Here is a 25,192-nt window from a genome sequence, read left to right on the forward strand (position 1 = left end):
AAACGAGTTTAATTATATGTTATATTATATCACTTTGCGAGAGTGATAATAAAATACTTTAGTATAAATTATGTTGTAAACAATTTTCACTTACTAACAGATTTTTACAGTTTTACTTTTTTAATGGAGTTACTCTATTAACTAAATAGTTAAAGTTGAAGCTACTAAAGGGTTAAACATGAAAAAAATATTTTTTTTATCACTACTGCTGATGCTTAATGGCTGTACATTTTTTGGCGTTATGTTGGATGGACAAGCAGCCTCAAATGCACAAGAAAATCAGCGGATGAAAAATCCAGCTCGGTCTACTCCTTATGAAAATCCATTTGAGCCAGTTCCCGTTGATAAGGACGGATTTTCTTTTGCAGAGCTAGGTTTAAAAATAGACTCTGCAGTATTTAGTTTAGTAAAAGGAGATGACGGTGTGATTAGAAAATGTAGGCAGGTTACTAAGGTCTTAAAAGAATGTGTAGAAGTAGATAAATCTACTCTACACAGTAATGAATCTAAGCAGTTAAAAACTGATGATGAAATAATAAGTGTTGGTCTATAAAACTACTAATGAAATAGTAACTATGGTCGTAACCAGCTTGCATTTCGAGTGTTAACGGATAGCCTTTCTGTGTAGCTACAGTTACTAACTTTTGTGGCTTAAGTTGCTCATCTAAAAAGTTATCTGCATCACCTTGGCTAACCAACATAGGTAAATAATCAGCTTGTTTGGCTTGTTGCATTAATTCGCAGCTATCATATTCTGCCCAGACTGATTTATCAGTACCTAAGTAGCCAGTAAAGGCTTTAACACCCCAAGGACAATCTATCGGGTTTACAATAGGGCTAAATGCTGTAGCGCTGGTATAAGCTTTAGGATTTTTAAGGGCAATCATTAATGCGCCGTGGCCACCCATAGAATGCCCAGAAATTGCTTTTTTAGTTGTTACTGGAAAATGTTGCTCTATTAATGCAGGTAGCTCCTTCACCACATAGTCGTACATATTAAAATGAGTATTGTAAGGTGCCTGCGTTGCATTGACGTAAAACCCTGCACCTTGGGCAAAATCGTAGCTATCTTCGTTAGGAACGTTTTCACCACGCGGACTGGTATCAGGTGCGACAATAGCAATGCCTAGCTCAGCCGCTTTTTTAAACGCGCCTGCTTTTTGCATAAAGTTTTCATCAGTACAGGTTAATCCTGATAACCAATAAAGTACTGGTACTTTATTTTTTTCACTGGCGCCTGGTGGTAAAAATACCGCAAAACGCATGCTGCAATGGGTGCTTGAGGAAGTATGGCTATACTGCTTATGCCAGCCACCAGCCACTTTTGCTGTTGAGATATTTTCTAACATAACAATCCTTAAAAGCCGTTACTTAATAGCAACGGCTGGTAATGGTGATTAAAAGAAATTAGGGTCTGTTGATCTTTCAAGGTTAAATTTGCAGCAGTCTGTTTGGTATTTAGGCAAGGCAGAGCCTATGTGGTGTGGTTATTCCCCATAAATAGGCGATAACGCAGCATCAATGCCAAACAGGCGCTGCCCGAAGGTTCTGCCTAGGGGCGATTTACTCTTTGTTGCTTGGTTTTTACTTAGCCCACTAGGTTACAAACCTCGCGCCGCGATTAAACCGCCCCTAGTTTGAACAAATTTTAATCCGCAAAGGTCAACAGACCCTAGTAATGAATAACAGTACGAATACTCTTACCTTCGTGCATTAAATCAAAGGCATCGTTAATTTCTTCAAGGCTCATGGTATGGGTAATAAAATCATTAAGAGCGAATTCACCCGCCATGTAACGCTCTACAATTTCAGGAAGTTGCGAACGACCTTTAACGCCTCCAAATGCGCTACCACGCCATACACGGCCAGTAACAAGTTGGAACGGGCGAGTTGAAATTTCTTGGCCAGCACCAGCTACACCAATAATTACAGATTCTCCCCAGCCTTTATGACAACACTCAAGGGCAGAGCGCATTACATCAACGTTACCAATACATTCAAATGAGTAATCAACACCGCCGTCGGTCATCTCTACAATCACTTCTTGAATTGGCTTGTCGAAGTCTTTTGGATTAATTAAGTCGGTAGCACCGAGTTTAGTCGCAAGATCAAACTTAGAGGTGTTAATATCAATACCAATAATACGGCTTGCACCAGCCATTTTGGCGCCAATAATGGCCGACAAACCAATGCCACCTAGACCAAAAATTGCCACCGTATCGCCCGTTGTTACTTTTGCCGTATTTGTTACAGCGCCCATACCGGTAGTGACACCGCAGCCCAATAAGCAAATTTCCTCTAAAGAGGCTTCTTTATTTACTTTAGCTAGCGAGATTTCAGGAAGTACTGTGTATTCAGAAAAGGTCGACGTCCCCATATAGTGATAAATTGGTTGGCCGTCTTTGAAAAATCGCGTTGTGCCATCTGGCATTAAGCCTTTGCCTTGTGTTTCGCGTACAGCAGAGCACAAGTTGGTTTTACCTGAAGTACACATTTTGCATTCACCACATTCTGCGGTGTATAAAGGAATAACGTGATCGCCAACTTCTACACTTGTAACGCCTTCGCCCACAGCGTAAACCACCCCGGCACCTTCATGGCCTAAAATAGCGGGGAAAATGCCTTCAGGATCTTCACCTGATAAAGTAAAAGCATCTGTATGGCATACACCTGTGGCAGTAATTTTTACCATCACTTCGCCTTTTTTAGGCATCATCACGTCAACTTCTTCAACGCTTAAAGGCTGATTAGGGCCCCAGGCAATCGCTGCTTTTGATTTTATAAATTCAGACATGTGTATATCCTTTGTAGTGGTTTGAATATCAATTGTAGACCCAAACTGTTTGGGTGATGTGTCTATTGTATTTATTTCTATAACAATGATAATCTCTAAATTAATAAAACACTTTTACAGTATGGTAATAATAATGCGTTGGGAAGGGATTGATGAGTTTATTGCTGTTGGCGAAGAGGGAAGTTTTACTCAAGCTGCACAGGCGTTGGGTCTATCGGTTGCCCATATTAGCCGCCATGTTACTAAGCTTGAGCAACGGTTAAATACCCAACTTTTAACGCGTACGACCCGAAAGGTGGTATTAACCAAAGAAGGTGAGCAGTTTTTACACCAAGTAAAACATTTACAACACGCTATGGATGAAGCCACTCAGGGGCTCGCGTCTGTGCAAACATCCCCTAAAGGTAAAATTAAATTAACCGCACCGGTTATGTATGGTGAAAGTTTTATTATGCCGATAGTGCATTCGTTTATGCATGATCACCCCGAGGTAGAAGTAATCGCAACGCTCTCTAACGAGCAAGAAAACTTGCTGGAGGGCGGCTTTGATTTAGCCATTCGATTAGGCCATTTAAAAGATTCGAGTTTAAAAGCGCGACGCTTGAGCTCGCGACGATTTATTATGTGTGCTGCACCAAGCTATTTAGCGCGTTTTGGCGAACCCCACACGTTAGGTGAACTTAACCAGCATCAATGCTTAATTGGTAACAGTAGTTATTGGCGAGTAAATGAAAACGGTCGTGACAAACATATTAAAGTAGCAGGGAGGTTGCATTGCAATAGCGGTTGGGCACTGGTTGACGGCGCTAAAAAAGGGTTGGGTATTGTTCAGTTGCCGGATTACTACATAGAGAATGAGACAAAAACAGGGCAGTTAGTACCAATATTAACAGCTTATCAACCTCAGCAAGAGGGTGTGTGGGGGCTGTATCCTCCTCGGCAATTTGTTGCTACTAATGTACGGGTATTACTTGATTATCTAGTAACAGGATTAAAAGTTTAGCTTGGCTTAGTGATTTGCTTATAATATAGCCAAGTATAAGATTTATAAATTATTTCTTACATTTATGGTGATATTCAATTGCGCTGAGTTCGTGCTACTATAAAGCCACACTTTTAGCATTAATGTTTTAATTAATATGTTTCAACCTGTTAGCCTGTTTATCGGACTTAGATATAGTCGCTCTTCCAAAGGCAATGCGTTTATTTCGTTTATTTCTTTTTTTTCTATTGCAGGTATAGCGATTGGTTTAATGGCGCTCTTTACAGTAAGTAGTGTCATGAACGGTTTTGAAAGCAGCCTGAAAACGAATATGCTCGGGCTCATTCCACACGTTGAAGTGCAGGCCAAACAACACTCTAAAGCGCAAATGAATACTCTTAAAGCTGATCTTGAGCAATCACCGTATGTTGAACATGTTAGTTTATACCGCCATGGTGAAGCCATACTGCAAACCAATAAAGACCTGCATGGTGTGTTACTGCAAGGGCTCTATGATAATAATGACTCGCTTTATAAAATCACTGACAAAGTAGTGCAGGGTAATTGGCAAAGCGTATTAAATAATAATTATCACATTGCTATTAGCCGCTATTTAAGCCGTAAACTCGGCGTTGGTTTAGGCGACAAACTGCGCGTTATTATGCCTAATGCATCTACTTATACACCCCTTGGTCGTGTTCCTAGCCAACGTTTATTCAAAATTGCTGCTATTTATGAAACTGGTTCAGAAATTGACATGGGACTGGCATTTACCAGTGGTGTGTCATTACAACGAGTATTAAAGCAAAGTAGCTCTACACCCCCTAATTTAAGTGTGTCACTGCATGAGCCATTTGCACTTGATGAATTTATTCAAGACAGCCAACTTATTCTGAAGAATTTTAAATACACCGATTGGCGCAGTAGCCAAGGCACTTTATTTGCCGCTGTGGCGATGGAGAAACGCATTATGTCTATGTTATTGGGCTTAATCGTGCTGGTGGCGGTGTTCAATATTGTGTCGGCGCTCACCATGATGGTGAGTGAAAAACAAAGCGAAGTTGCGATACTGCAGACACTAGGGCTAACGCCAAGCCAAGTACAAACTGTATTTATGGTTCAAGGTTTATATAACGGTGTGATTGGTACGGCAGTAGGTGCCTCTTTAGGTATTTTATTTAGCTTATATATTAATGAACTGCTGGCGTTGGTTGGCTTAAATTTATTATCGGGGATTTCACTGCCGGTCAAATTTGATGCGCTTAGCTTAAGTGTGATTGCGCTTTTAAGCTTAGCAATGAGCTTTTTAGCGACTTTATATCCCGCGCGCCAGGCCGCTAAAGTAAACCCAGCCGAGGTATTACGTTATGAATGATTTAGTAATTAGTTGTGAACAAATAAGTAAAGTGTACCAAGACGGGCAAAACCAAGTTGAGGTATTAAAAGGGGTTGATTTAGCCCTAACCCAAGGTGAAATGCTAGCTATTGTAGGTAGCTCAGGTTCAGGTAAAAGTACCTTATTGCATATTTTGGGTACCTTAGATACCGCCAGTTCTGGCAGTGCAAAAATCAAAAACCAAGATGTGGCTAAACTTTCTCGCAGCCAACAAGCCGCGTTTAGAAATCAAAACTTAGGGTTTATTTACCAATTTCATCATTTATTAATGGAATTTAGTGCGGTTGAAAATGTTGCTATGCCACTGTTAATAAAAGGCTTGAGTGCCAAAGAAGCAAATGTAAAAGCGCTCGACATGCTCGATAAAGTCGGCCTTGCGCACAGAAGTAGCCATAAACCGTCGGCACTGTCTGGTGGCGAACGCCAACGTGTTGCCATAGCGCGTGCTTTAGTGACTGAGCCTGCACTGGTTCTTGCAGATGAGCCAACGGGTAATTTAGATAAGCAAAACGCGATTAAAATTTACGATTTAATTAATCAGCTAAATAAAAGTTTAAACACCAGTTTTGTGGTGGTGACTCATGATTTAGAGCTTGCCGACAAGCTGGGTAAAATAGCGTATTTAGATGATGGTAAATTATCAATAAAAGAGTCAAACCATGTTGCTTAGTGCCTTTATAAGTAAACGTTTCAGAGCCTATTCAGGCCATAAAGATGAAAAAAACGCGTTTGTTAGTTTTATTGCTAAGGCATCTACTATTGGTATTTTACTTGGTGTTGCCGTTTTAATTGTGGCGTTATCGGTGATCAATGGTTTTGAACAACAATTGGTTCATCGTTTATTAAGTGTCGTGCCACAAGTTGAATATGTAGCACCAAGCAGGCCGATTGCTGATTGGCCCAGCAAAGTCGAAAAATTAAAACAGCAACCACAAGTAACAGGAGCAGCCCCATTTATAGCAGTAAATGGTATGGCGCAATTTAAAAGCCAATTAAAAGCAGTTGAAATACGAGGTGTTGAGCCTTCGCTAGAGAGCGACGTATCAGCGGTTAACCAATTTACACAAGGTAAATTAGTCAGTCAGCTAGCACTTGAGGATGTTATTTTAGGCAAGCAAATTGTCACTCAACTTAATATATCAATAGGCGACAATGTCACTTTATTGATCCCACAAATTAGTGAAAAAGGACAATCATTACTTGCGCCAAAACGGGTTACGTTAACACTCGCAGGCATTATAGAAATGGGCGGGCCTATTGATAGCAGTGCCGCGTTTATTCACCTTAGCAAAGCACAACAAACCTTAGGTTACGATCAAAGCCAAGTAACCGGCCTACGTTTACGGGTTGATGATGTGTTTGCAGCGCACCAAATAGCGTTGAGAGTAGGGCAAACTGTTACTGATTACGTGTATATATCGAGTTGGTTTAGAACCCAAGGCAGCTTGTATCAAGACATTCAAATGGTGCGCACGATTGTTTATATTGTGGTGTTTTTAATTATTGCAGTCGCCAGTTTTAACATTGTTTCGTCATTAGTGATGGAAGTGCGCGAAAAAGAAGGCAATATTGCCATTTTAAAAACCATGGGTGCCAAAGACAGTACCATATTGGCTACTTTTGTAATGCAAGGCTTAACTCAAGCATTTGTTGGCGTAGTTTTAGGCTCTATTATTGGCGTTATTCTAGCAATCAATATTAGTGAGCTCTTTACTTGGCTGAGTTTATTGCTGGGTGAAAATCCGCTAGAAGGTGTGTATTTTATCGAATTCTTACCGAGTAAATTAGTTTGGCAAGATATAGTGTTAACTGTTATTGCCACCTTTGTGCTTGCAATATTGGCGACGCTGTATCCAGCATGGCAAGCAACACGTGTTGATCCGGCAAAAGTATTGGGTAATTAAACACAGTATTTAATAGGGCGCTTAGTGTAACTCTGATAAACTGCGCCGCTATTAAACAGCTTTTGTTTGCTGAGCACTTATTTTACCTGGGATTTACTTTGACAAATAACGATATTTTACGCCGTATTCGCTACACCTTTGATTTAACCGATTCAGCAATGGTTGACGTGTTCGCCGCTGCAGAGCAGAGCGTCAGCAAAGAGCAGGTGATTGCATGGTTAACTAAAGAGGGCGAGCAGGGTTACACCCCAATAAGTGACACTGAATTTGCGGTATTTTTAAATGGCTTTATAAATACTAAGCGCGGTAAACGTGACGGTGAGCAGCCAATCCCAGAGACTAAATTAAACAATAATATTATTTTTATGAAATTACGTATTGCTTTAAATATGAAAGCAGAGGACGTAATTGCCACACTCGCATTAGTTGATTTTGATTTAAGTAAGCATGAACTTAGTGCATTTTCACGTAAAGTTGAAAACAAACATTACCGTGTGTGTAACGATCAAGTTTTACGTTTATTTTTAACCGGTGTGCAGCGTACTTTTCGCCCAGATGGCGAAAAAGCTTAATGTATTTTATGGAGGTTGGTTAGCAACCTCCATTAAACCTCTTAAACGAACTCACTAAAATCTTCGCTATTATCAGTCTTACCCCTTCTACAACTTCAGTCTCATAAAGCATTTTATATTTTTGCGCTCGTAAAAACGTCGCGTCGTATTTTGTTTTACTATTTTTTTAATACTTTTAACGTGTTATTCATTAAAACTGGTTTTTTAGCATAAAAATTCTTTTTTAATGGGTTTTTATACAAAAGAAACAACAATTTAATTCAACATCAAACACGTGCATCCAGTTTATCTATGATGTTAAAGTGTAAAAATAATGATCGCATAATCAATTTCTCTACTAACAATAACGTTGATCATTTTTCCTGTTTCGAATTTAAAAATACCTACATGGAAGAGTAAATATGGATTATATACACAAAACTATTTCGCAATTAAAGCAGACGAGTCCTGCGCAATGTGAGTTTTATCAAGCTGTAGAAGAAGTGCTAGACTCTCTAGAGCCTATATTTTCGCAAACCAGTCACTACCAACAACAAGCAATTATTCAAAGAATGGTAGAGCCAGAGCGCCAATTAATGTTTCGTGTGCCTTGGGTTGATGACGAGGGCAATATTCAAGTCAATAAAGGCTACCGTATCGAATTTAATTCGGCGTTGGGACCATATAAAGGCGGCTTACGTTTTCATCCTAGTGTGAATGCCAGCATTATAAAGTTTTTAGGGTTTGAACAAATTTTTAAAAATGCACTAACTGGTTTGCCTATAGGTGGTGGCAAAGGAGGCGCTAATTTTGATCCTAAAGGACGCTCTGATGGCGAGATAATGCGCTTTTGCCAATCGTTTATGACCGAGTTATATCGTCATATTGGTCCTACAACCGATGTACCTGCAGGGGATATTGGCGTAGGGGCGAGAGAAATTGGTTATATGTTTGGCCAATACAAACGCTTAACAGGGCGCTATGAAGGCATACTAACCGGTAAAAGTTTACTTTGGGGCGGATCGCTTGCTCGCAAAGAAGCAACGGGTTATGGCGCGGTGTATTTTGCTAACTATATGCTTGAAGATCGTGATGACAGCTTATCAGGAAAACGCTGTTTAATTTCAGGCTCAGGCAATGTGGCAATTTATGCCATGGAAAAATTATATCAACTAGGGGCTACGCCTATTGCCTGTAGTGACTCAAAAGGCACTTTGTACGATGAGAGTGGCATTGATTTAAAACTTATTAAGCAATTAAAAGAACAGTCACGAGGATGCCTGAGTGACTACCTAGATACTCACTCTCAGGCAAAGTATACGCCTCGCGATGAGTACCCTCAGGATGGTCATGCTGTATGGCGTTACAGTGCGGATGCGGCTTTTCCTTGTGCTACACAAAACGAATTAACCCAAGCGGATGCAAAAGCACTACTTGAAAATGGCTGTATTTTAGTCAGTGAAGGGGCGAATATGCCCTCAACCAAAGAAGCGATTGATTGCTTTATTGAAGCAAAAATAGCTTATGCCCCTGGCAAAGCAGCGAATGCCGGTGGGGTAGCAACCAGTCAATTAGAAATGGCACAAAATGCCAGTATGCAAAGCTGGACATTTGAGCAAGTAGATGAAAAGCTTAAACAAATAATGAAAGATATATTCACAACAGCCAACGACACTGCAAAAGAGTTTGATCAACCCGGTAACTTACTTTTAGGCGCTAACATCGCTGGATTTAGACGTGTAGCCGATGCAATGATTGAACAAGGTGTAGTGTAACAGCTCGGTTAATATATAATTTTTAGTAGCTTATACCTGTTTGATAGTGACATTTAATAAGTGTTGGACGAACAGGCAGGTATGAGCGAAAGATAGTTATTGAAGTGAGGTGTCATTAGCTAAGTTATATTAAAAGGGCACTTTCGTCATTTCTACATATTCAAATAATCTACAAAAAGCATAATATTTATAACTAGCAATAGCTTACACTATTTGTTATTAATATAAGTTCATAAAATGAGGATGTTTTTCGTGAAAATAGAGAAGCTGTCCTCTAATAAAGCTGTGACATGCAAAAAGGAATTTCGTATGAATATCAATGCAACAATTCTCGGTCAATTTATTTTTATATCAATGATCGTAATAACTGGTTTAAGCTTTTATCTCGGTAAACGTAAAACCCAAAATGTTAAAACAACAACCTTTATTGGTTTTTTATTGTCATTTATACCGCTATTAGGTTTAATATTTGTCGCAGTTTTGGCACTCAAAAACGATGTTATAAATAATAATGACTCTACTATTTAGGTGCTTAATTTTATATAAAATCCATTTTAATTTTTCTAAAACAGTTGGTTAGGCTCTGAACCATTACATATTGAAACCACTGTTTAGTGCGCTTAATATGACGTTAAAAGGCCTAATCTAACCCCAGCTTAAATTTAAAATGAATACGTGTCGAAAATATTCAATACCTATATTGAGACAAAAGCTATCTTAGCTCCAACTACATTTAAGGAGGTGAGATATGTTTTTTCGTGCAAATTATTTTGAGCTAGCACCTAAAGCAATACAGATTCTGATGAACCAAGAAGACTATCTGCGTAAGCAATTTAGTATTTCAGAAACAGTAACAATCCCGATCTGGGAATTGATTAAACTAAGAGTGTCGCAGATGAATCAGTGTGCCTTTTGTATTGATATGCACAGCAAAGACGCATTGAGTCATGGGGAAACTCATGAACGTATTATTGGCTTAAGTGCATGGCGTAATATGCCTTTATATTCTAAGACAGAACTAGCTGCGCTCGATTGGGCTGAATATTTGACCCTAGCTAACCCCGTAGACGAAGAGTTCTATAAGAATACGGTAGAAGTATTAGGTGAAAAAGCTGTAGTGGATTTGACCATTGCGATTAATGCTATCAATAGCTGGAATCGAATTGCTAAGACGTTTATGCCAGAGGTAGGCAGCTATAAACCGTAATAAATTATTTGAACAGGCATTTAATTTTCAGTTGTCTCAACCATCGGGACAGCTGTCTGCGTTTGTGCAGGGAGTATGGTCAGCATCTGTACAGCAACCGGTTCCGATAGTAAAGCCGCTGTATTCTGATGCTGGCAGCGGCATTATTTTTAACCTTGTTGGTGACGTGATGATTGGCAATGAAACCCTGCCGGAAGGTGTCATTATGCTTGCTATAAATAAACAGACTGAGAATATTGTTCTGCAATCTGGAGCACAACTCTCAGGCATTCGTTTCCATCCAGCCATTTGCTATGGTGTTTTGGGACAGCATTACGACAAGCCAACACTTTTATTGCCAGAGGAAGACCAGCTTTATAACCTTTATGGGGTTTATAATGATCTCCGAATTCAAAAAGACATTGAAAGGCGAATTGAAACTCTGCACCGCTGGGCAGATAAAAACCTAGATTTTTCCAAAGTAATTCCAGCCCCTCTGAAGAAAGCACTCATGTATATCGAGCAGGATGAAACGCCGGGGCAACTAAGTGCAAGTATTGATTTGAGCCAACGGCAAATTGAGCGTATTTTTAAACTTTGGCTAGAAATGACTCCCAAACATTATCAGCGTATTTTGAGAATTAAAAAAACAATCAGCTTTTTACGATCACACAAAAAAGCAAACTTAGCGGATGTTGCTTACCAATTTGGATTTAGTGATCAGGCGCATATGACACGGGAATTTCGTACTTTTGTATGTATTACGCCAGGGCAAATAGAGTGAGTTTTTGGCTTTCATACTTGGTTACCGCCGGTAAATGTTTTTCAGCTAACTCAATAAAACTAATTTCGTGCAAAGCCTATTTATCAAATCATTAAACAGGACAAAAATAGTTGGCATTTGCTCCTTTTTCGCTTATTTTAGCCAACCATTTTTTGCCTCATAATGAGGTATCACTTTTGTAGGAAACGCACGATGAAAACAATAATCTTCAGTCTTTTAATAGTCACTACTTTATTTTCAGCTAGCACGTTCGCAAATAATGATTCGCAATACGAACAAATGGCAAAGCAACTTTCAAAACAGCTAGAAACTTCTATGAAAGTAATGAATAACCCAAAGTTAATTAAAGCCAATGCAAAATATATAAAAAGTTTATATGAAGCTTTGGTTGAAGAGGGTTTTACTAAAGAGCAAGCATTACAACTCGTTGCAGCAACTCTAGCAAGCAAAAAGTAAAACTAACGAGCCTAGTAACCATGTGAATACTAACAGCTCACTCAGTTTTGCTTCGCTTCACATTTTAGCAAATTACTACCAGCCCCTCCTGCGGGGCTATGGATCAAAACGGAGACCGGAGTATAACTATGCTATTAGCTAATCTCTTACACCGCGTTAGCTTAAGCTGACACCCATTCTAAAAATTCAATATGTAAAAGCGGACTTGTATTTTGAATTTGGTACAGTTTTAACAGATAAATAAAGTGACTGTTTTTAGATTTTATTCGCCTCATATCTAACTGATAATGCCAACTAATAAATTTGGAGTTTATCTGATAGGTAAGTACTAGCGATTATTTCTGTAATTGGTAAAATTTTACCAATCCTTTTGATAGCCCAATAGGAAAGGTCGAGTAATGATCGCTTCCTTCAACAACTTCCTCTTCTAGCTTTAATTTTTGGTAATTACGTGAGCGTAATAGATTTGCAAACTTCACATGACCTGCGACCATATCTTCTTTCATGCCATTTTCTAACGTTTCTAATGCGCCAGTTGCCATAAATACATTAGCCTGCAGCGATGTGTTTTTCTGGGCATATTTATTTTCTAACTCAAATATCCAATTATTCTTAAACCAGAGTGAAGGGCTGGTTAAGATATAAGTAGCAAACAACTCAGGCTTGGTCAACAATACCCAAGCGGCAAAAGATCCCCCCAATGATTGCCCAGACAATATTCTTTGTTCAGTGTTAACTCGGTAATTGCGCTCAATGTACTGAAAGATTTCTTTTTCAATAAATGCTAAGTATTCAGTTGCTCCACCTGTGGTGTATTTTGTCCAGCTCTGATCAACGACAGGTGTTAAATCTCTAACTCGACTAAATTGACCGTCTTCTCCGTGAGCAAATGAAATACCAACAATAATGACTTTATCCATGTCTCGAACATGAGTGACACCAGCAGCTACTTTAAAAGTATAAGGTCCATCATTTAAGTAAAGTACAGGGTATTTTTTAGATTTATTCTCTACTAAGAAATAACTACGGGGTACTTTGATATATAAATCGTATTTTTTACCCAGCACTGTGGATTTGATTGTTACTACTTTACTGTTAGCAATTTCAAAACGATGGCCTTCAGCGAGTGCAAGATTGCTGCAAATTATATTGAGCATAAAAATTAAAGCTAAGTATTTTACAAAACACGAGGAGGAAAAAATTAAACTGCATATTGTCAAAAAAGTAGTCGGTTTCATTTTGGCTAAATCCTTTGCTATCGATAATGTTAAAGTTGAAAAGTTTTTAGTATGACAAACAGTAACCTGATGTTCATCTAACGTTTTATCCAGTCTCAAACTCAAAGTGCGACACGTGTCACGGTGTTGCGTTTTAACATACAGGATGTTAAAGTGCGACACAAGTCACACCTTTTGAGTCTTTATATGAAACCCAATTCAACAGAGTTAGAAATACTGAAATTACTTTGGAAAAAACAGCCACGTACAGCCAAAGAGATTCATGAACACTTAGAATCAAAGTATGGCTGGTCATACTCATCTACACGTAAAACCTTAGAAAGAATGGGCAATAAAGGAATTTTAGAGGTGGGCTCCTCTGGCAACAAAAAAACCTTTAAAGCATTAATTGAGAAAATACCGACGCTAGCATCTTATATGCAGGAATTCGCAACCAATGTCTTAGAGTTAGATGAACCACTCCCTGTCACTATGTTCGCTGATAGCCGTTTAATAAATAAAGCTGAAGTCGATGAATTAGAGGAATTGTTAAATCAACTTTCAAAGGATGAAAAACAAAAGTAGTGGACTCTTACATTATTCAATTCATAGTAAATAGTATTTTTCCTTGGCTTATATTTTCTGGGCTTGTTTATGTTTGCTCATCTTATATAACCAAGCACGACAATACCTCGCCAGGTATTTGGTGGTCTGCGCTTATAGCCAGCTTTTTACCTTTTATTCCTTTATCTCTTGGCACTATTAATATACCTATCCCTGATTTCGATTATATAAGCTCTAGTTTGCAAAGCGCACAAATAGTAAAGCAAGCCAGTATAACCCATGTAAGTTTGCAGAAAATTGATTTAATCTCAACAGCGCTAATTGTTGGTTACTTTGGTTTTACCTGCTTAAAACTCGTTAAATTATTGCTTGTGTGGCAGAAACTCAAAAGCTTAACGAGATCTTCTGAGTCAATAAATGAGCTGTCGACTAGTAAGGTGAAGATTGTCATTTCCTCGCAAAACCACAGTCCTTTTGTCATTGGTATAACAACAGCCTATGTTGTGCTACCTCATTATTTTTCATTCCTAAATAAAGATCAGCAAGGCATTTTGATTCAACACGAGCTAACCCATATTACAAACAAAGATCATATTACGATTCTTTTATGGAGGATCTTAAGCATCGTTTTATGGATAAACCCATTTGTTAAAAAGATGGAATGGCAGTTTATTCGCGCTATGGAGCATAGGTGTGATAGACATACAATATGTCGCTTTAATCTCAACAAACATGATTATGCTAAGGCACTGCTGCAATCATTAAAAAAGAGCATTCAATTTAGTAACAATAATCCAGTCGCTCAATTTAGTTCTGCTGTGCTTTGTGCTGATGATTACAAAGCGAGGCTTTCAAACATTGCTTCGCCATCGAGTAAAAGCAAACTTGCTTTAACTTTTAAGTTCTCCTTAATGATACTGGTTATTTTTAGTCTGCATACATTTTTAAAAGACCCCGCAATGACAGGGAAGCTCACTTGGCAACATCCACTAAATAGCCATACGATCAGCTCAACATTTCGTAGCATAAGCAAAGTCAGAGGATATAAACCGCATCAAGGTATAGACTATGTTGCCCAAAGAGGAAGCCCTGTGCTGTCTGCTGCAGATGGAGTAATAGTTATTTCAGGTAACAAAACCTTGCATTCGAACTATGGAAATACTGTATTAATTCAACATAAAAGTGGCTATCAAACGTTATATGCGCACCTAGAATCAAGTGACGCTAAAGTCGGCTCTTGGGTTAAAGCAGGGCAGGTTATTGGTATCATTGGTGATACAGGTAAAACGACAGGGGTTCACCTGCACTTTGAAGTAATTAAAGACAACCAAAGAGTTGATCCTAGTTTAGTCCTCGTGACTAAACCATAAAATAATGGCTTTTATTTCAAATGTTTATAGAGTTATAAAGGTGTAATATGTATCAAAAGCTGCTTTTTATTATTTTTACTTTTCTTTTTAGTTCATTTAGCCATGGTGGCAAAGTATATGAGAGCTTCCCAGACAAAGTAAATCCATCAGAGCATTATGTTTTTTATTCTCACGGATTCATTGTAGAGGGTAAAGATCCCACACCTATTCATGAGCGTTGGGGGCAATATAACTTTCCAGCGATTAAACAGGAACTTGCCGACTCAAGCTATCATTTAATTGCTACTCATCGGCCAGCTAAGACTCACCCTTTTAACTACGCTCAACAGCTATCTAAACAAGTAACTAAGTTACTAAAAAATGGCATACCTGCGAGCAATATATCGCTAGTTGGCTTTTCCCGCGGCGGGTTTATTACGGCAATTACATCGAGCCATTTAAAAAACATGGATATTAACGTTGTGATTTTAGCGGCTTGTACCAGTGGATTAGCTAAAAAAACAGAAATAGCTATTTATGGTCATTTATTTTCAGTCTATGAAACCTCTGACTCTGTTGGTTCATGTGACGATGTCGTTAATAGAAGCATTAATACGGTTAGTTCTTACACAGAAATATCTATTTCAACGGGTAAAGAACATGGCGCTTTTTTCACACCGAGAAAAGAATGGATATTACCCGTTAAAGCGTGGCTCAAACGTAAAAAGATTCAGTAATATCGTATAAGCCTAAGTTCACATAGCCGATAATTAAATTTAAACAATTTTAAAAAATAATAAGCTAAGGATTAAATCAACTTCATGGAAATTAGAAAATTAAATTCTCTAAGAGCTTTAGCTGCCCTTATTGTATTTGTTACTCACTTTTCAGATATTACTCATTGGTTAAATGGTTCCCTAGGCGGCGGTTCAGGAGCCTATGGCGTAATGTTATTTTTCCTTCTTAGTGGTTTTTTAATGTCATTTCTCTATTTAGATACCAAATTTAGCAGAGCGAACATTAGACGATACGTACTAGCTAGAGCCGGACGAGTTTTACCTCTGTACCTTGTAATTGTTTTTAGCTCTTACTTATTAACTCAAAATAATTATGAGATTTTATACAACATAACTGATCTTAATTCGCTAATAGGTCACCTTTTGTTCATGCATGGTGAAAGCGTACTTTGGACAATTCCACCAGAAATACAATTTTATATAATCTTACTCGTTTTTTGGTTTTTAGCAGGCGATAGAAAAGGGTATATATATTTACTAATTGTGACTTTTATGATGTTTTGGTACTTGGCTGACTTCCCAAGAGTATTTGGTGAAATTAAAAGTGTCCATTACAACATATTTAGTACTTTAAGAACGTTACCGTACTTTTTTATTGGCGTTATATTTGGTTTGCATTACAAATTATTTAAAGTGCCGAGTTATATGAAGAGCAACTGGTTTATATTAGCTTTGTGTTTAATACCTTTATTGTATCCTGAGTTTTCACCTATTAACGAGGGTGACAAGAAAAGAATGTGGCTTAGTTATGAAGTTCTATTTGTTATGAGTACAGTATTCTTTTGTGTTGTTTTTTTAATCCCAGACAACAATATTTTTTTAGCAAATAAGGTTGGTGACTTTTTAGGTAAAGTGTCTTACTCATTTTATTTATTGCATATGCCTATTATTGGAATGGTGAATAAGTTTAATTTAAATATTGAACTTAAACTGTTGCTATCACTAAGCCTGAGTGTTTTTTTTGCGCATCTATCGTACGTATTCTTTGAAAGGCCTATTGCAAATAAAATTAGAAGCGCCTCAAATAAAAAGAAGCTCAACATTTAAATTTTACACATTTAAGAAAGCTAGAATGTTTATTACACTGGACTTTGTTGTTTATTCTGCTCCATATCACTAGGTGCGAAAGAAAATAGAGAGTTTAAAATTCGAAATACGCATCCCCTAATGTTGCTGAGCCTTAGGTTGATAATTTATATTTAAAATACAATGCAACGTTTAATCGTTGCATTGTAATAAAGTAGCCGTTAATTATTACGAAAATGCAGATTCGGCGAGCTCTTCTTGCATTTGTTCGCGCATTTTAAATTTTTGCAATTTGCCGGTTACTGTCATCGGGTAATGTTCTACAAAACGAATGTATTTAGGCTGTTTAAAGTAGGCGAGTTTGTCCTTTAAAAATAATCGAATTGCTTGCTCATCAAGCACTTCACCTTCTTTAGGCTGGATCCAGGCACACACTTCTTCGCCAAACTTTTCATCGGTAATACCAAAAATTGCCGCATCTTGTATCCCTGGGTAGGTGTATAAAACTTCCTCAATCTCACGGGGATATATATTTTCTCCGCCGCGAATAATCATGTCTTTAATTCTGCCAACAATACTGACAAAGCCTTCACTGTCCATTACCCCTAAATCGCCTGAATGTAACCAACCTTGATTATCGATAGTAGCTTTGGTTTTTTCTTCATCGTTCCAATAGCAGCGCATAATGCCGGCACCACGGCTACAGACTTCACCTGGTTGGCCTATTTTTTGAACTTCTCCCACTTCATCAATAATTTTTACTTCGGTGTGCGCAAGCGCTCGTCCTACAGTGGTAACTTGACGCTCAATTGATGAGTCGGTTTCAGTGATATTGTTGATTGGGCTACACTCTGTTTGTCCATAGGCTATAACGACTTGGTTCATATTCATGAGTGTTTGTACTTTACGCATAACTTGTTCGGGACAGGTTGAGCCTGCCATAACGCCGGTTCGTAATGTACTTAAATCATAATCACTGAAGTTATTAAGCTCTAATTCGCTTATAAACATGGTAGGCACGCCATGAAGCGCGGTGCATTTTTCTTGTTGTACCACCTCTAATGTGGTTTTTGGATCGAAAGAATCACTTGGATAAATAGCTGCAGCGCCTTTACTTACGCACAATAAGCTGCCTAAAACCATGCCAAAGCAATGATAAAGCGGTACAGGGATACACAGCTTATCATGTTCAGTAAAATGCATTGCTTGGGCAACAAGCAGTGCATTATTAAGAATGTTTTTATGCGTTAGCGTAGCCCCTTTAGGGTTTCCTGTGGTGCCAGAGGTAAACTGAATATTAATGTCTTGATTACTGTTTAGGGTTTTAGCCACCGCTTGAAGTTCTAACTGGTGGGCATCTGAGGGCATGGCGAGTACTTCATTAAACGAAAACATACCATTTACTGGCTCATCACCTATACAAATTACATTTTTTAATGAAGGGAGTTTAGCGGCTTTTAATTCCCCTTTTTGGCAACTATTTAGCTCTGGGGCTAAACTTTGTAGCATATTAACGTAGTGACTGCCCTTAAATGAGGTAGCAGTAATAAGCGTGGAACATTCAACACTATTAAGTGCATATTGCAGTTCACTGGGGCGGTAAGCTGGGTTAATACACACCATGATTGCGCCGATTTTAGCCGTTGCAAATTGAGTTAAGCACCATTGTATATTATTGGGTGACCAAATACCGACCCTGTCACCTGATTTAACCCCTAATGCCAATAACCCCATAGCAAGCTGATCAATCTGCTGCTGAAATTCCTTGTAGTTTAAGCGAATATTTTGGTGAGCAACAACAACTGCCAATGCCTTTGGGTTATTGTCGACAATTGAGTCAAGGTATTCTCCAATAGTTTGCTCTATTAGCGGTGTGCTTTGAATCCCCTTAAAATAACTATTTGATAGCGGTATAGTGTTTATTTGTTCTACTTCTTTATGCACTGTTTGTGTCGCTTTCATGACATTCTCCATGTTTTTATCTATCCAAGGCTTGTTGATTAAATAAACATGAATTGTCGACAAAGGGAAGGGGGTTAGACTAATGTCTTACACTTTTATTTGAAAATTTAGACATGAAAAAACGCGTAATATTGAGCTATTACGCGTTTTTACAAGGATGCAATTGGTATTACATTTCGTCGCTGCGGTAGGTTTTTTTCATGATATAAACGTAAGCATTAACGAATGCATTTTCTTGATATTTTTTAAGGCCAGTGTCTTCGAACGCGATAGGGATAGGGTTGCGTTTTACTTGCTCTTTTATTTCAGTAGTTGAAAACACGCGAACATCGAGGTTGTCGATTAATTGAATCGCCGTTTCCATTTTGAACCCTTTAGCGCTACCTGCAAATTTACCTTTAGGCTGGCGTTCGCGAATGGCAACAGAATCAATTTGGTAATCTTGCATCAGCTTTGCAAAATCAAATTGAAATTTACGCATTATTTCAGTGTCGTTACCGTTACCTAATGTAAAGCGTGTTTGGCGCACGTCACGAATATCAAAAACGTCGTTATCTTTACTTAAAATACAAAGTAGTACATCGCTACCGGTAATTTCTACACCACATGTTCTCATTGTTAATCTCTACTATAACTTAATTACCGGTTATTATACGCAACACGCATTAAAATGCGAGTTTAAGCACTTTGTGTGCTGCTTTAATATAGTCCTTTACGTTAATTTGATGCGGCGTGACTGAAGAAAAGTTATTAATTGCACATTTATGTTAAAAATGCGTGGTTTTTAGTAGCTTAAAACTTGTAATTAACGCTGCAGCACGCGACAATATCTTTTTTGTAGTTGAGCAGACTCAACATCTACATTAGCCTTTGGCGGCGAAAAATAGTCAATGCTTATTCGTAAAAGCGTTGTCGAGTCATTCTCATTTAATTAATTAAAAAATACACGTGATACATTGTAGGTGTCACCACTGTATGTAAGGATTTATAATGCCAGTTATTACTCTCCCTGACGGTAGTCAGCGTAGTTTTGAAAACCCTGTAAGCACGCTTGATGTTGCAAACGATATTGGCCCTGGTCTTGCTAAAGCAACCATCGCCGGCCGTGTTAATGGCGAACGTGTGGATGCATGTGATTTAATTTCAGCCGACTCTCGTCTTGAAATTATTACAGCAAAAGATGACGATGGTTTAGAAATTATTCGCCATTCTTGTGCCCACCTAATTGGTCATGCAGTTAAGCAACTTTTCCCAGACGCTAAAATGGCGATTGGTCCTACTATCGATAACGGTTTTTACTATGATATTGATATGGAACATTCGTTATCTCAAGATGATCTTGATGCGATTGAAAAGCGTATGTTACAGCTTGCAAAAACAAACTACGATGTAGTGAAAAAAACCGTTAGCTGGCAAGAAGCACGCGATACGTTTGCGGCGCGTGGCGAAACATACAAAATAGAAATTCTTGACGAAAATATTGCTCAAGATGATCGCCCAGGTTTATACCACCACGAAGAATATGTAGATATGTGTCGTGGACCACACGTTCCTAACATGAAATTCTGTCAAAACTTCAAAATTATGAAGGTAGCAGGTGCATACTGGCGTGGTGATTCTGAAAATAAAATGCTGCAGCGTATTTACGGCACAGCGTGGGGCGATAAAAAACAACTTAAAGCGTACTTAAAGCGTTTAGAAGAAGCTGAAAAACGTGATCACCGTCGTATTGGTAAAGCACTTGATTTATGGCACTGGCAAGAAGAAGCGCCAGGCATGGTATTTTGGCACAACGATGGTTGGAGCATTTACCGTGAATTAGAAGAATTTGTACGTGAAAAATTACGTGAGTACCAATACGAAGAAGTAAAAGGTCCAATGATGATGGATCGTTCGTTATGGGAAAAATCAGGTCACTGGGAAAAATATTCAGAAGCCATGTTTACCACGGAATCTGAAAAGCGTGAATACGCAATCAAGCCAATGAACTGTCCAGGTCACGTACAAATATTTAACCAAGGTTTAAAATCATACCGTGATTTACCACTGCGTATGGCTGAGTTTGGTTGTTGTCACCGTAACGAGCCATCAGGCGCACTTCACGGTTTAATGCGTGTGCGTGGCTTTACCCAAGATGATGCGCATGTATTCTGTACTGAAGAGCAAATCATGGATGAAGTATCGGCCTGTATTAAAATGGTTTACGATACGTATGAAACATTCGGCTTTGAAAAAATTGTAGTTAAACTTTCAACTCGTCCAGAGCAACGTATTGGCGAAGATGAAATGTGGGACAAAGCTGAGCTTGCACTTGCTGATGCACTTAAAGCAAATGACATTGAATTTGATTACCTACCAGGTGAAGGGGCGTTTTATGGCCCTAAAATTGAATTTACTTTGTACGATTGCTTAGACAGAGCGTGGCAGTGTGGTACAGTGCAACTAGACTTTGCATTACCTGGTCGTTTAGGCGCAACATATGTCGCTGAAAATAACGAACGTCGTACACCTGTTATGATACACCGTGCTATATTAGGGTCTATTGAGCGCTTTATCGGTATTTTAACAGAAGAGTATGCTGGTTTATTCCCAACGTGGCTTGCGCCTAAGCAAGTGGTGATTATGAATATCACCGATAAACAAGCACCGTATGTTCAGGAAATTGTACAAAAATTAAATAAACTTGGAATTAGAGCCGCTGCTGACTTGAGAAATGAGAAGATTGGCTTTAAAATCCGTGAGCATACACTTAAGCGTATTCCTTACTTATTGGTTGTTGGCGACAAAGAAGTTGAGCAACAAGAAGTAGCAGTACGAACTCGCACAGGTGAAGACCTAGGCAAATTTAATGTCGATGATTTTGTAGCTAAAATCAGTGAAGAAATCAAAAATCGACAGTAAAAATCGAGCGTGTAGGGCAAGCAAAAATAGCCAGCTACACGCTTATATTATTGATATTCTTGGAGGAACGTACTATTAGAGGCGGCAAGAAAGGGCAACAAACAGCTCAAAAAAATCGTATTAACGAAGAAATTACAGCGCAAGAAGTTCGTTTAATCGACATCGACGGCGAACAAGCTGGAATTCAGTCATTAAAAGACGCGCAAGCTATGGCTGATGCAGCGGGTGTTGATCTTGTAGAGATCAGTCCAAATGCTGAGCCGCCTGTTTGTAAGGTTATGGATTACGGTAAGTTCATCTTTGAAAAAAGCAAAGAACTAAAAGAGCAGAAGAAGAAGCAAAAGCAGATCCAGATTAAAGAAATCAAATTCCGTCCAGGTACGGATGAAGGTGATTATCAGGTTAAGCTACGCAACTTACGTAAGTTCTTAGAAGCTGGCGATAAAGCTAAGATAACTATCCGCTTCCGTGGTCGTGAAATGGCTCACCAAGAAATTGGTATCGAATTATTAAACCGTATTAAAACCGATTTAGAAGAATTAGCAGTTGTTGAATCTTTCCCAAATCGTGTTGAAGGCCGTCAAATGGTTATGATGATGGCGCCGGTTGCTAAAAAGTAATAATTAGGCGATAATACGCACCGAATTTAGCTCAGGTTTGCAAGTGATATGAAAATGTCCACCTGAGTTAACCGGTTTTAAAGTAAAATTGCGGTATTTATATCGGGTTTTCACCGGAACATAGCAGTAAGTTAGGCCTTTAAAGTGGAGCTATAGCAATATATCTCACGCCTTCTTACTAATTTTAAAGCAATACAATTGGAGTTATTGCAATGGCTTACAAGCTAAAAAGTCACAGAGGCGCAGCTAAGCGTTTCAAAAAGACTGCTTCTGGCGGTTTCAAGCGTAAACAAGCGCATCTTCGTCACATTCTGACTAAGAAAACTTCTAAGCGTAAGTTACACCTACGTCCTAAGATGATGGTTCATAAAAATGACCATGGTCTAGTTTCACGTATGTTACCATTCGCTTAATAGGGGTTTTTAGAAATGGCAAGAGTTAAACGCGGCGTTGTCGCACGTGCACGTCACAAAAAAGTTTTAAAACAAGCGAAAGGTTACTACGGAGCACGTTCACGTGTTTACCGCGTAGCTTTCCAGGCTGTTACTAAAGCGGGTCAATACGCTTACCGTGACCGCCGTGCTAAGAAACGTACTTTCCGTCAATTATGGATTGCACGTATCAATGCTGCTTCACGTCAAAATGGTCTGTCTTACAGCCGTTTTATCAATGGTCTTAAAAAGACGTCTGTAGAAATCGATCGTAAGATCCTTGCAGATATCGCTGTTTACGACCAAGTTGCATTCGCAGCGCTTGTAGCAAAAGCAAAAGAAGGCCTAGCGGCAGCTTAAGTTTTTGTATAAGTATTGAAAAGGAGCCTATGGCTCCTTTTTTTGTGCCTGCTATTTACTTTTTTAGCTGTGTAATACCTTTTAATTTCACATATTTATTCAACTTAAATTATCCACCCCACAATTTTAGGCTGGTACTTTATTGCTCTTCAAATTGATATTTATTACGTTTTTATCAGCACTTGACTAGGGCTTGAGCAAATAATCAAAGGAAACTGCAATTGGCTGCATTTTTTTGTTGAACTACCGCAGTTTTGGCATCTAAAAAGCTTTAATTGCTATAATTTTTATTAATTAATGCGTTTGCTAGAGAAGTATATGTTTATAAGTTTATTGGTTTTATCTGCAAGTATGGCGAATAACAGTCATTTACCGCCATTATTACCATGGGAAGGTGCGAGCACGTCGCTATTGCAGCAACAAGGACCTTTAACCACAGACTTTGAAATTTCTGCAGGAGTCTCGTCTCCAAATTATGCTGATACCATGGCATTTGTTGATAGGTTAGTAGCAGCTAATCCCACTCAATTTAAATCAAAAACGATTGGCTACAGCAATAGTAAACGTGCAATAAAAATGTTGATTGCCAGCGAACAAGGCTTTTTTGATGCTGGGCAAATGGCTAACAGCACTAAACCAACTGTTCTTATTCAGGCTGGTATTCACGCCGGTGAGATTGATGGTAAAGATGCAATGTTTATGTTGCTTAGAGATATTGCCACAGGTAAACGTCGCGATATATTAAAAAAGGTAAACATTCTATTTATTCCCATTCTTAATGTTGATGGGCATGAACGCAGTAGTGCATTTAATCGAATCAATCAGCGCGGCCCAGTAAAAATGGGTTTTAGAACAAACGCCAATAACCTTAATTTAAATCGTGATTTCACTAAATTAGATACCCCCGAGGTTAAAAGCGTACTTACAGTCATTAATGATTATAATCCAAATTTATATATAGACGTGCATGTGACTGATGGGGCCGATTACCAATATGATGTAACCTACGGCTATAACCCAGTATTTGCTAGCGAGTCGCCCGCTATTTCGGATGCACTCAACCGTTACTTTAAACCTGTTATTGATCAAACCTTAACTGAGCAAGGACATATCCCTGGCCCTTTAGTGTTTGTTATGGATAAACAAGAATTTAAATCAGGTTTAGCAGGTTGGGTGGCGACGCCTCGTTTTTCTAATGGCTGGGGTGATTTAAGGTCATTGCCAACTATTTTAGTCGAAAACCATTCTTTAAAACCCTATAAGCAACGCGTGCTAGGGACTTATGTATTTATAGATGGTGCTATTGAAGCGTTAGCAAACCATAAAGATAAACTCGCCAATGCGGTAAAAAAAGAACAGCAATTTGTGCCTAAGCAATTAATTGTTAAACGTAGCTACGCTGAGCAAGCTGATCATATCAAATTTAAAGGCATTGCTTATTCTAAGAATATGAATGCTTTATCAAATCAGCAAGAAGTAAGTTATTTAGGTAAAAAGCAAGATTATGACAAGCTGCCTATTTTTTGGCAAAAAGAAGTACAGCACACGGTTGAAGTCCCTAAATCGTTTTTTATCCCGCCAGTGTATACCGATATTATCGAAAAGCTTGCTTTACATGGGGTATCAATTAATAAACTCAGTGGCGCCAATACTCAGCCGTTGAAAATGGCAAAAGTGGCGCAATATAGCTTTGATAAAGCACCATTTGAAGGACGATTTAGAGTGTCGGCACGTTTTAACTATGAACCGGCCACGAATGTTGATTTAGATGGTTGGTTTGAGGTCAGTACCCAACAAAAAGCAGGCGAGTTAGCCGTACATTTATTGCATCCAGAAGCTCCTGACTCTTTTTTTGCATGGGGTGAATTTAATACAATTTTTCAGCGAACAGAGTATATGGAAAATTACGCATTGCTCCCATTTGCTGAGAAAATGCTCAGTGATGATCCTAAATTAGCAAAAGCATTTAATAAAAAACTGAAGCAAGATAAAGCATTTGCTACAAATTCTGAGGCGCGCTTAAATTGGCTCTATGAACATAGCCCGTTTTACGATCAAGCTTATTTAAAATACCCAATTTTAATGTCATATGAACAAGATATAGTTATTCCAGCGCAAAAAAATAAAGAAATATAAG

Annotated in this window: 25 protein-coding genes; 20 read left to right on the plus strand and 5 right to left on the minus strand. The window is 38.5% G+C overall.

Going from position 1 to position 25,192, the window contains the following annotated elements; all coding sequences use genetic code 11:
- Positions 1 to 178 precede the first annotated feature (178 nt).
- Entirely contained in the window at positions 179 to 553 is a 375-nt protein-coding gene (locus AC0VZ5_RS07250) for a hypothetical protein (RefSeq protein WP_010389876.1), read from the plus strand.
- On the opposite strand, the gene fghA is transcribed toward AC0VZ5_RS07250, so the two are convergent.
- A complete protein-coding gene (gene fghA / locus AC0VZ5_RS07255; RefSeq protein WP_054200850.1) occupies positions 507 to 1,349 on the minus strand; it encodes an S-formylglutathione hydrolase in 843 nt (280 codons plus the stop codon). The genes AC0VZ5_RS07250 and fghA overlap by 47 nt on opposite strands.
- 323 nt (positions 1,350 to 1,672) lie before the next feature.
- Positions 1,673 to 2,794: an S-(hydroxymethyl)glutathione dehydrogenase/class III alcohol dehydrogenase gene (locus AC0VZ5_RS07260; protein WP_138608554.1), complete on the minus strand. Its 1,122-nt coding sequence runs from the start codon at positions 2,792 to 2,794 to the stop codon at positions 1,673 to 1,675.
- A gap of 130 nt (positions 2,795 to 2,924) precedes the next feature.
- Between AC0VZ5_RS07260 and AC0VZ5_RS07265 the strand changes: the two genes are divergently transcribed.
- From AC0VZ5_RS07265 to AC0VZ5_RS07310, 10 genes are all read left to right on the plus strand, one after another.
- Entirely contained in the window at positions 2,925 to 3,797 is an 873-nt protein-coding gene (locus AC0VZ5_RS07265) for a LysR family transcriptional regulator (protein WP_171039641.1), read from the plus strand.
- A gap of 136 nt (positions 3,798 to 3,933) precedes the next feature.
- Positions 3,934 to 5,151 (plus strand): lipoprotein-releasing ABC transporter permease subunit, encoded by a 1,218-nt coding sequence (locus tag AC0VZ5_RS07270; RefSeq protein WP_475474701.1) that lies wholly within the window; start codon positions 3,934 to 3,936, stop codon positions 5,149 to 5,151.
- Positions 5,144 to 5,842, plus strand: coding sequence for a lipoprotein-releasing ABC transporter ATP-binding protein LolD (gene lolD, locus AC0VZ5_RS07275; protein ID WP_010389881.1), 699 nt, complete (start codon positions 5,144 to 5,146; stop codon positions 5,840 to 5,842). Before AC0VZ5_RS07270 ends, lolD begins: the two co-directional genes overlap by 8 nt.
- Positions 5,832 to 7,076: a lipoprotein-releasing ABC transporter permease subunit gene (locus tag AC0VZ5_RS07280; RefSeq protein WP_076920259.1), complete on the plus strand. Its 1,245-nt coding sequence runs from the start codon at positions 5,832 to 5,834 to the stop codon at positions 7,074 to 7,076. The genes lolD and AC0VZ5_RS07280 overlap by 11 nt, the downstream gene beginning before the upstream one ends.
- 98 nt (positions 7,077 to 7,174) lie before the next feature.
- The gene (locus AC0VZ5_RS07285) at positions 7,175 to 7,648 is read left to right on the plus strand and encodes a YehS family protein (RefSeq protein ID WP_475474702.1); all 474 of its coding nucleotides are present in this window, start codon (positions 7,175 to 7,177) and stop codon (positions 7,646 to 7,648) included.
- A gap of 401 nt (positions 7,649 to 8,049) precedes the next feature.
- On the plus strand, positions 8,050 to 9,402 hold the full coding sequence (gene gdhA / locus AC0VZ5_RS07290) for an NADP-specific glutamate dehydrogenase (protein WP_178956008.1): 1,353 nt from the start codon (positions 8,050 to 8,052) through the stop codon (positions 9,400 to 9,402).
- A gap of 309 nt (positions 9,403 to 9,711) precedes the next feature.
- On the plus strand, positions 9,712 to 9,930 hold the full coding sequence (locus tag AC0VZ5_RS07295) for a hypothetical protein (RefSeq protein ID WP_138608544.1): 219 nt from the start codon (positions 9,712 to 9,714) through the stop codon (positions 9,928 to 9,930).
- A gap of 220 nt (positions 9,931 to 10,150) precedes the next feature.
- Positions 10,151 to 10,609, plus strand: coding sequence for a carboxymuconolactone decarboxylase family protein (locus AC0VZ5_RS07300; protein ID WP_178956012.1), 459 nt, complete (start codon positions 10,151 to 10,153; stop codon positions 10,607 to 10,609).
- A gap of 31 nt (positions 10,610 to 10,640) precedes the next feature.
- A complete protein-coding gene (locus AC0VZ5_RS07305; RefSeq protein ID WP_464708759.1) occupies positions 10,641 to 11,372 on the plus strand; it encodes a helix-turn-helix domain-containing protein in 732 nt (243 codons plus the stop codon).
- A 192-nt stretch (positions 11,373 to 11,564) separates the two neighbouring features.
- A complete protein-coding gene (locus tag AC0VZ5_RS07310) occupies positions 11,565 to 11,828 on the plus strand; it encodes a hypothetical protein (protein ID WP_178956014.1) in 264 nt (87 codons plus the stop codon).
- Positions 11,829 to 12,163: 335 nt separating this feature from the next.
- On the opposite strand, the gene AC0VZ5_RS07315 is transcribed toward AC0VZ5_RS07310, so the two are convergent.
- Complete coding sequence (locus AC0VZ5_RS07315) at positions 12,164 to 13,228, minus strand: alpha/beta hydrolase (RefSeq protein WP_475474703.1); 1,065 nt, start codon at positions 13,226 to 13,228, stop codon at positions 12,164 to 12,166.
- 24 nt (positions 13,229 to 13,252) lie between these two features.
- On the opposite strand from AC0VZ5_RS07315, the gene AC0VZ5_RS07320 reads away from it, so the two are divergent.
- From AC0VZ5_RS07320 to AC0VZ5_RS07335, 4 genes are all read left to right on the plus strand, one after another.
- Positions 13,253 to 13,630: a BlaI/MecI/CopY family transcriptional regulator gene (locus tag AC0VZ5_RS07320; protein WP_138608539.1), complete on the plus strand. Its 378-nt coding sequence runs from the start codon at positions 13,253 to 13,255 to the stop codon at positions 13,628 to 13,630.
- The gene (locus tag AC0VZ5_RS07325; RefSeq protein ID WP_475474704.1) at positions 13,630 to 14,979 is read left to right on the plus strand and encodes a peptidoglycan DD-metalloendopeptidase family protein; all 1,350 of its coding nucleotides are present in this window, start codon (positions 13,630 to 13,632) and stop codon (positions 14,977 to 14,979) included. The genes AC0VZ5_RS07320 and AC0VZ5_RS07325 overlap by 1 nt, the downstream gene beginning before the upstream one ends.
- Before the next feature lie 47 nt (positions 14,980 to 15,026).
- On the plus strand, positions 15,027 to 15,695 hold the full coding sequence (locus tag AC0VZ5_RS07330; RefSeq protein ID WP_475474705.1) for an alpha/beta hydrolase: 669 nt from the start codon (positions 15,027 to 15,029) through the stop codon (positions 15,693 to 15,695).
- An 84-nt stretch (positions 15,696 to 15,779) separates the two neighbouring features.
- Positions 15,780 to 16,802, plus strand: coding sequence for an acyltransferase family protein (locus AC0VZ5_RS07335; protein ID WP_475474706.1), 1,023 nt, complete (start codon positions 15,780 to 15,782; stop codon positions 16,800 to 16,802).
- 207 nt (positions 16,803 to 17,009) lie between these two features.
- Here the strand turns inward: AC0VZ5_RS07335 and AC0VZ5_RS07340 are convergent, their stop codons facing one another.
- Both AC0VZ5_RS07340 and AC0VZ5_RS07345 read right to left on the minus strand, forming a co-directional pair.
- Complete coding sequence (locus AC0VZ5_RS07340; RefSeq protein ID WP_475474707.1) at positions 17,010 to 18,743, minus strand: AMP-binding protein; 1,734 nt, start codon at positions 18,741 to 18,743, stop codon at positions 17,010 to 17,012.
- 169 nt (positions 18,744 to 18,912) lie between these two features.
- Complete coding sequence (locus AC0VZ5_RS07345; protein ID WP_010389888.1) at positions 18,913 to 19,359, minus strand: DUF3010 family protein; 447 nt, start codon at positions 19,357 to 19,359, stop codon at positions 18,913 to 18,915.
- A gap of 374 nt (positions 19,360 to 19,733) precedes the next feature.
- On the opposite strand from AC0VZ5_RS07345, the gene thrS reads away from it, so the two are divergent.
- From thrS to AC0VZ5_RS07370, 5 genes are all read left to right on the plus strand, one after another.
- Positions 19,734 to 21,644 carry a threonine--tRNA ligase gene (thrS, locus tag AC0VZ5_RS07350; RefSeq protein WP_008466944.1) on the plus strand — a complete coding sequence of 637 codons (1,911 nt, stop codon included), beginning with the start codon at positions 19,734 to 19,736 and terminating at the stop codon, positions 21,642 to 21,644.
- A gap of 59 nt (positions 21,645 to 21,703) precedes the next feature.
- Positions 21,704 to 22,264 carry a translation initiation factor IF-3 gene (gene infC, locus AC0VZ5_RS07355; protein WP_008466946.1) on the plus strand — a complete coding sequence of 187 codons (561 nt, stop codon included), beginning with the start codon at positions 21,704 to 21,706 and terminating at the stop codon, positions 22,262 to 22,264.
- A gap of 212 nt (positions 22,265 to 22,476) precedes the next feature.
- Complete coding sequence (gene rpmI, locus AC0VZ5_RS07360) at positions 22,477 to 22,677, plus strand: 50S ribosomal protein L35 (protein ID WP_004587840.1); 201 nt, start codon at positions 22,477 to 22,479, stop codon at positions 22,675 to 22,677.
- Between the two features lie 15 nt (positions 22,678 to 22,692).
- Positions 22,693 to 23,055, plus strand: a complete 363-nt coding sequence (rplT, locus tag AC0VZ5_RS07365; RefSeq protein WP_008110477.1) for a 50S ribosomal protein L20 — start codon at positions 22,693 to 22,695, stop codon at positions 23,053 to 23,055.
- Positions 23,056 to 23,373: 318 nt separating this feature from the next.
- Positions 23,374 to 25,191 (plus strand): M14 family metallopeptidase, encoded by a 1,818-nt coding sequence (locus AC0VZ5_RS07370; protein ID WP_138608528.1) that lies wholly within the window; start codon positions 23,374 to 23,376, stop codon positions 25,189 to 25,191.
- Position 25,192 lies beyond the last annotated feature (1 nt).

The organism is Pseudoalteromonas sp. QJM3NY_12, from assembly GCF_056173165.1.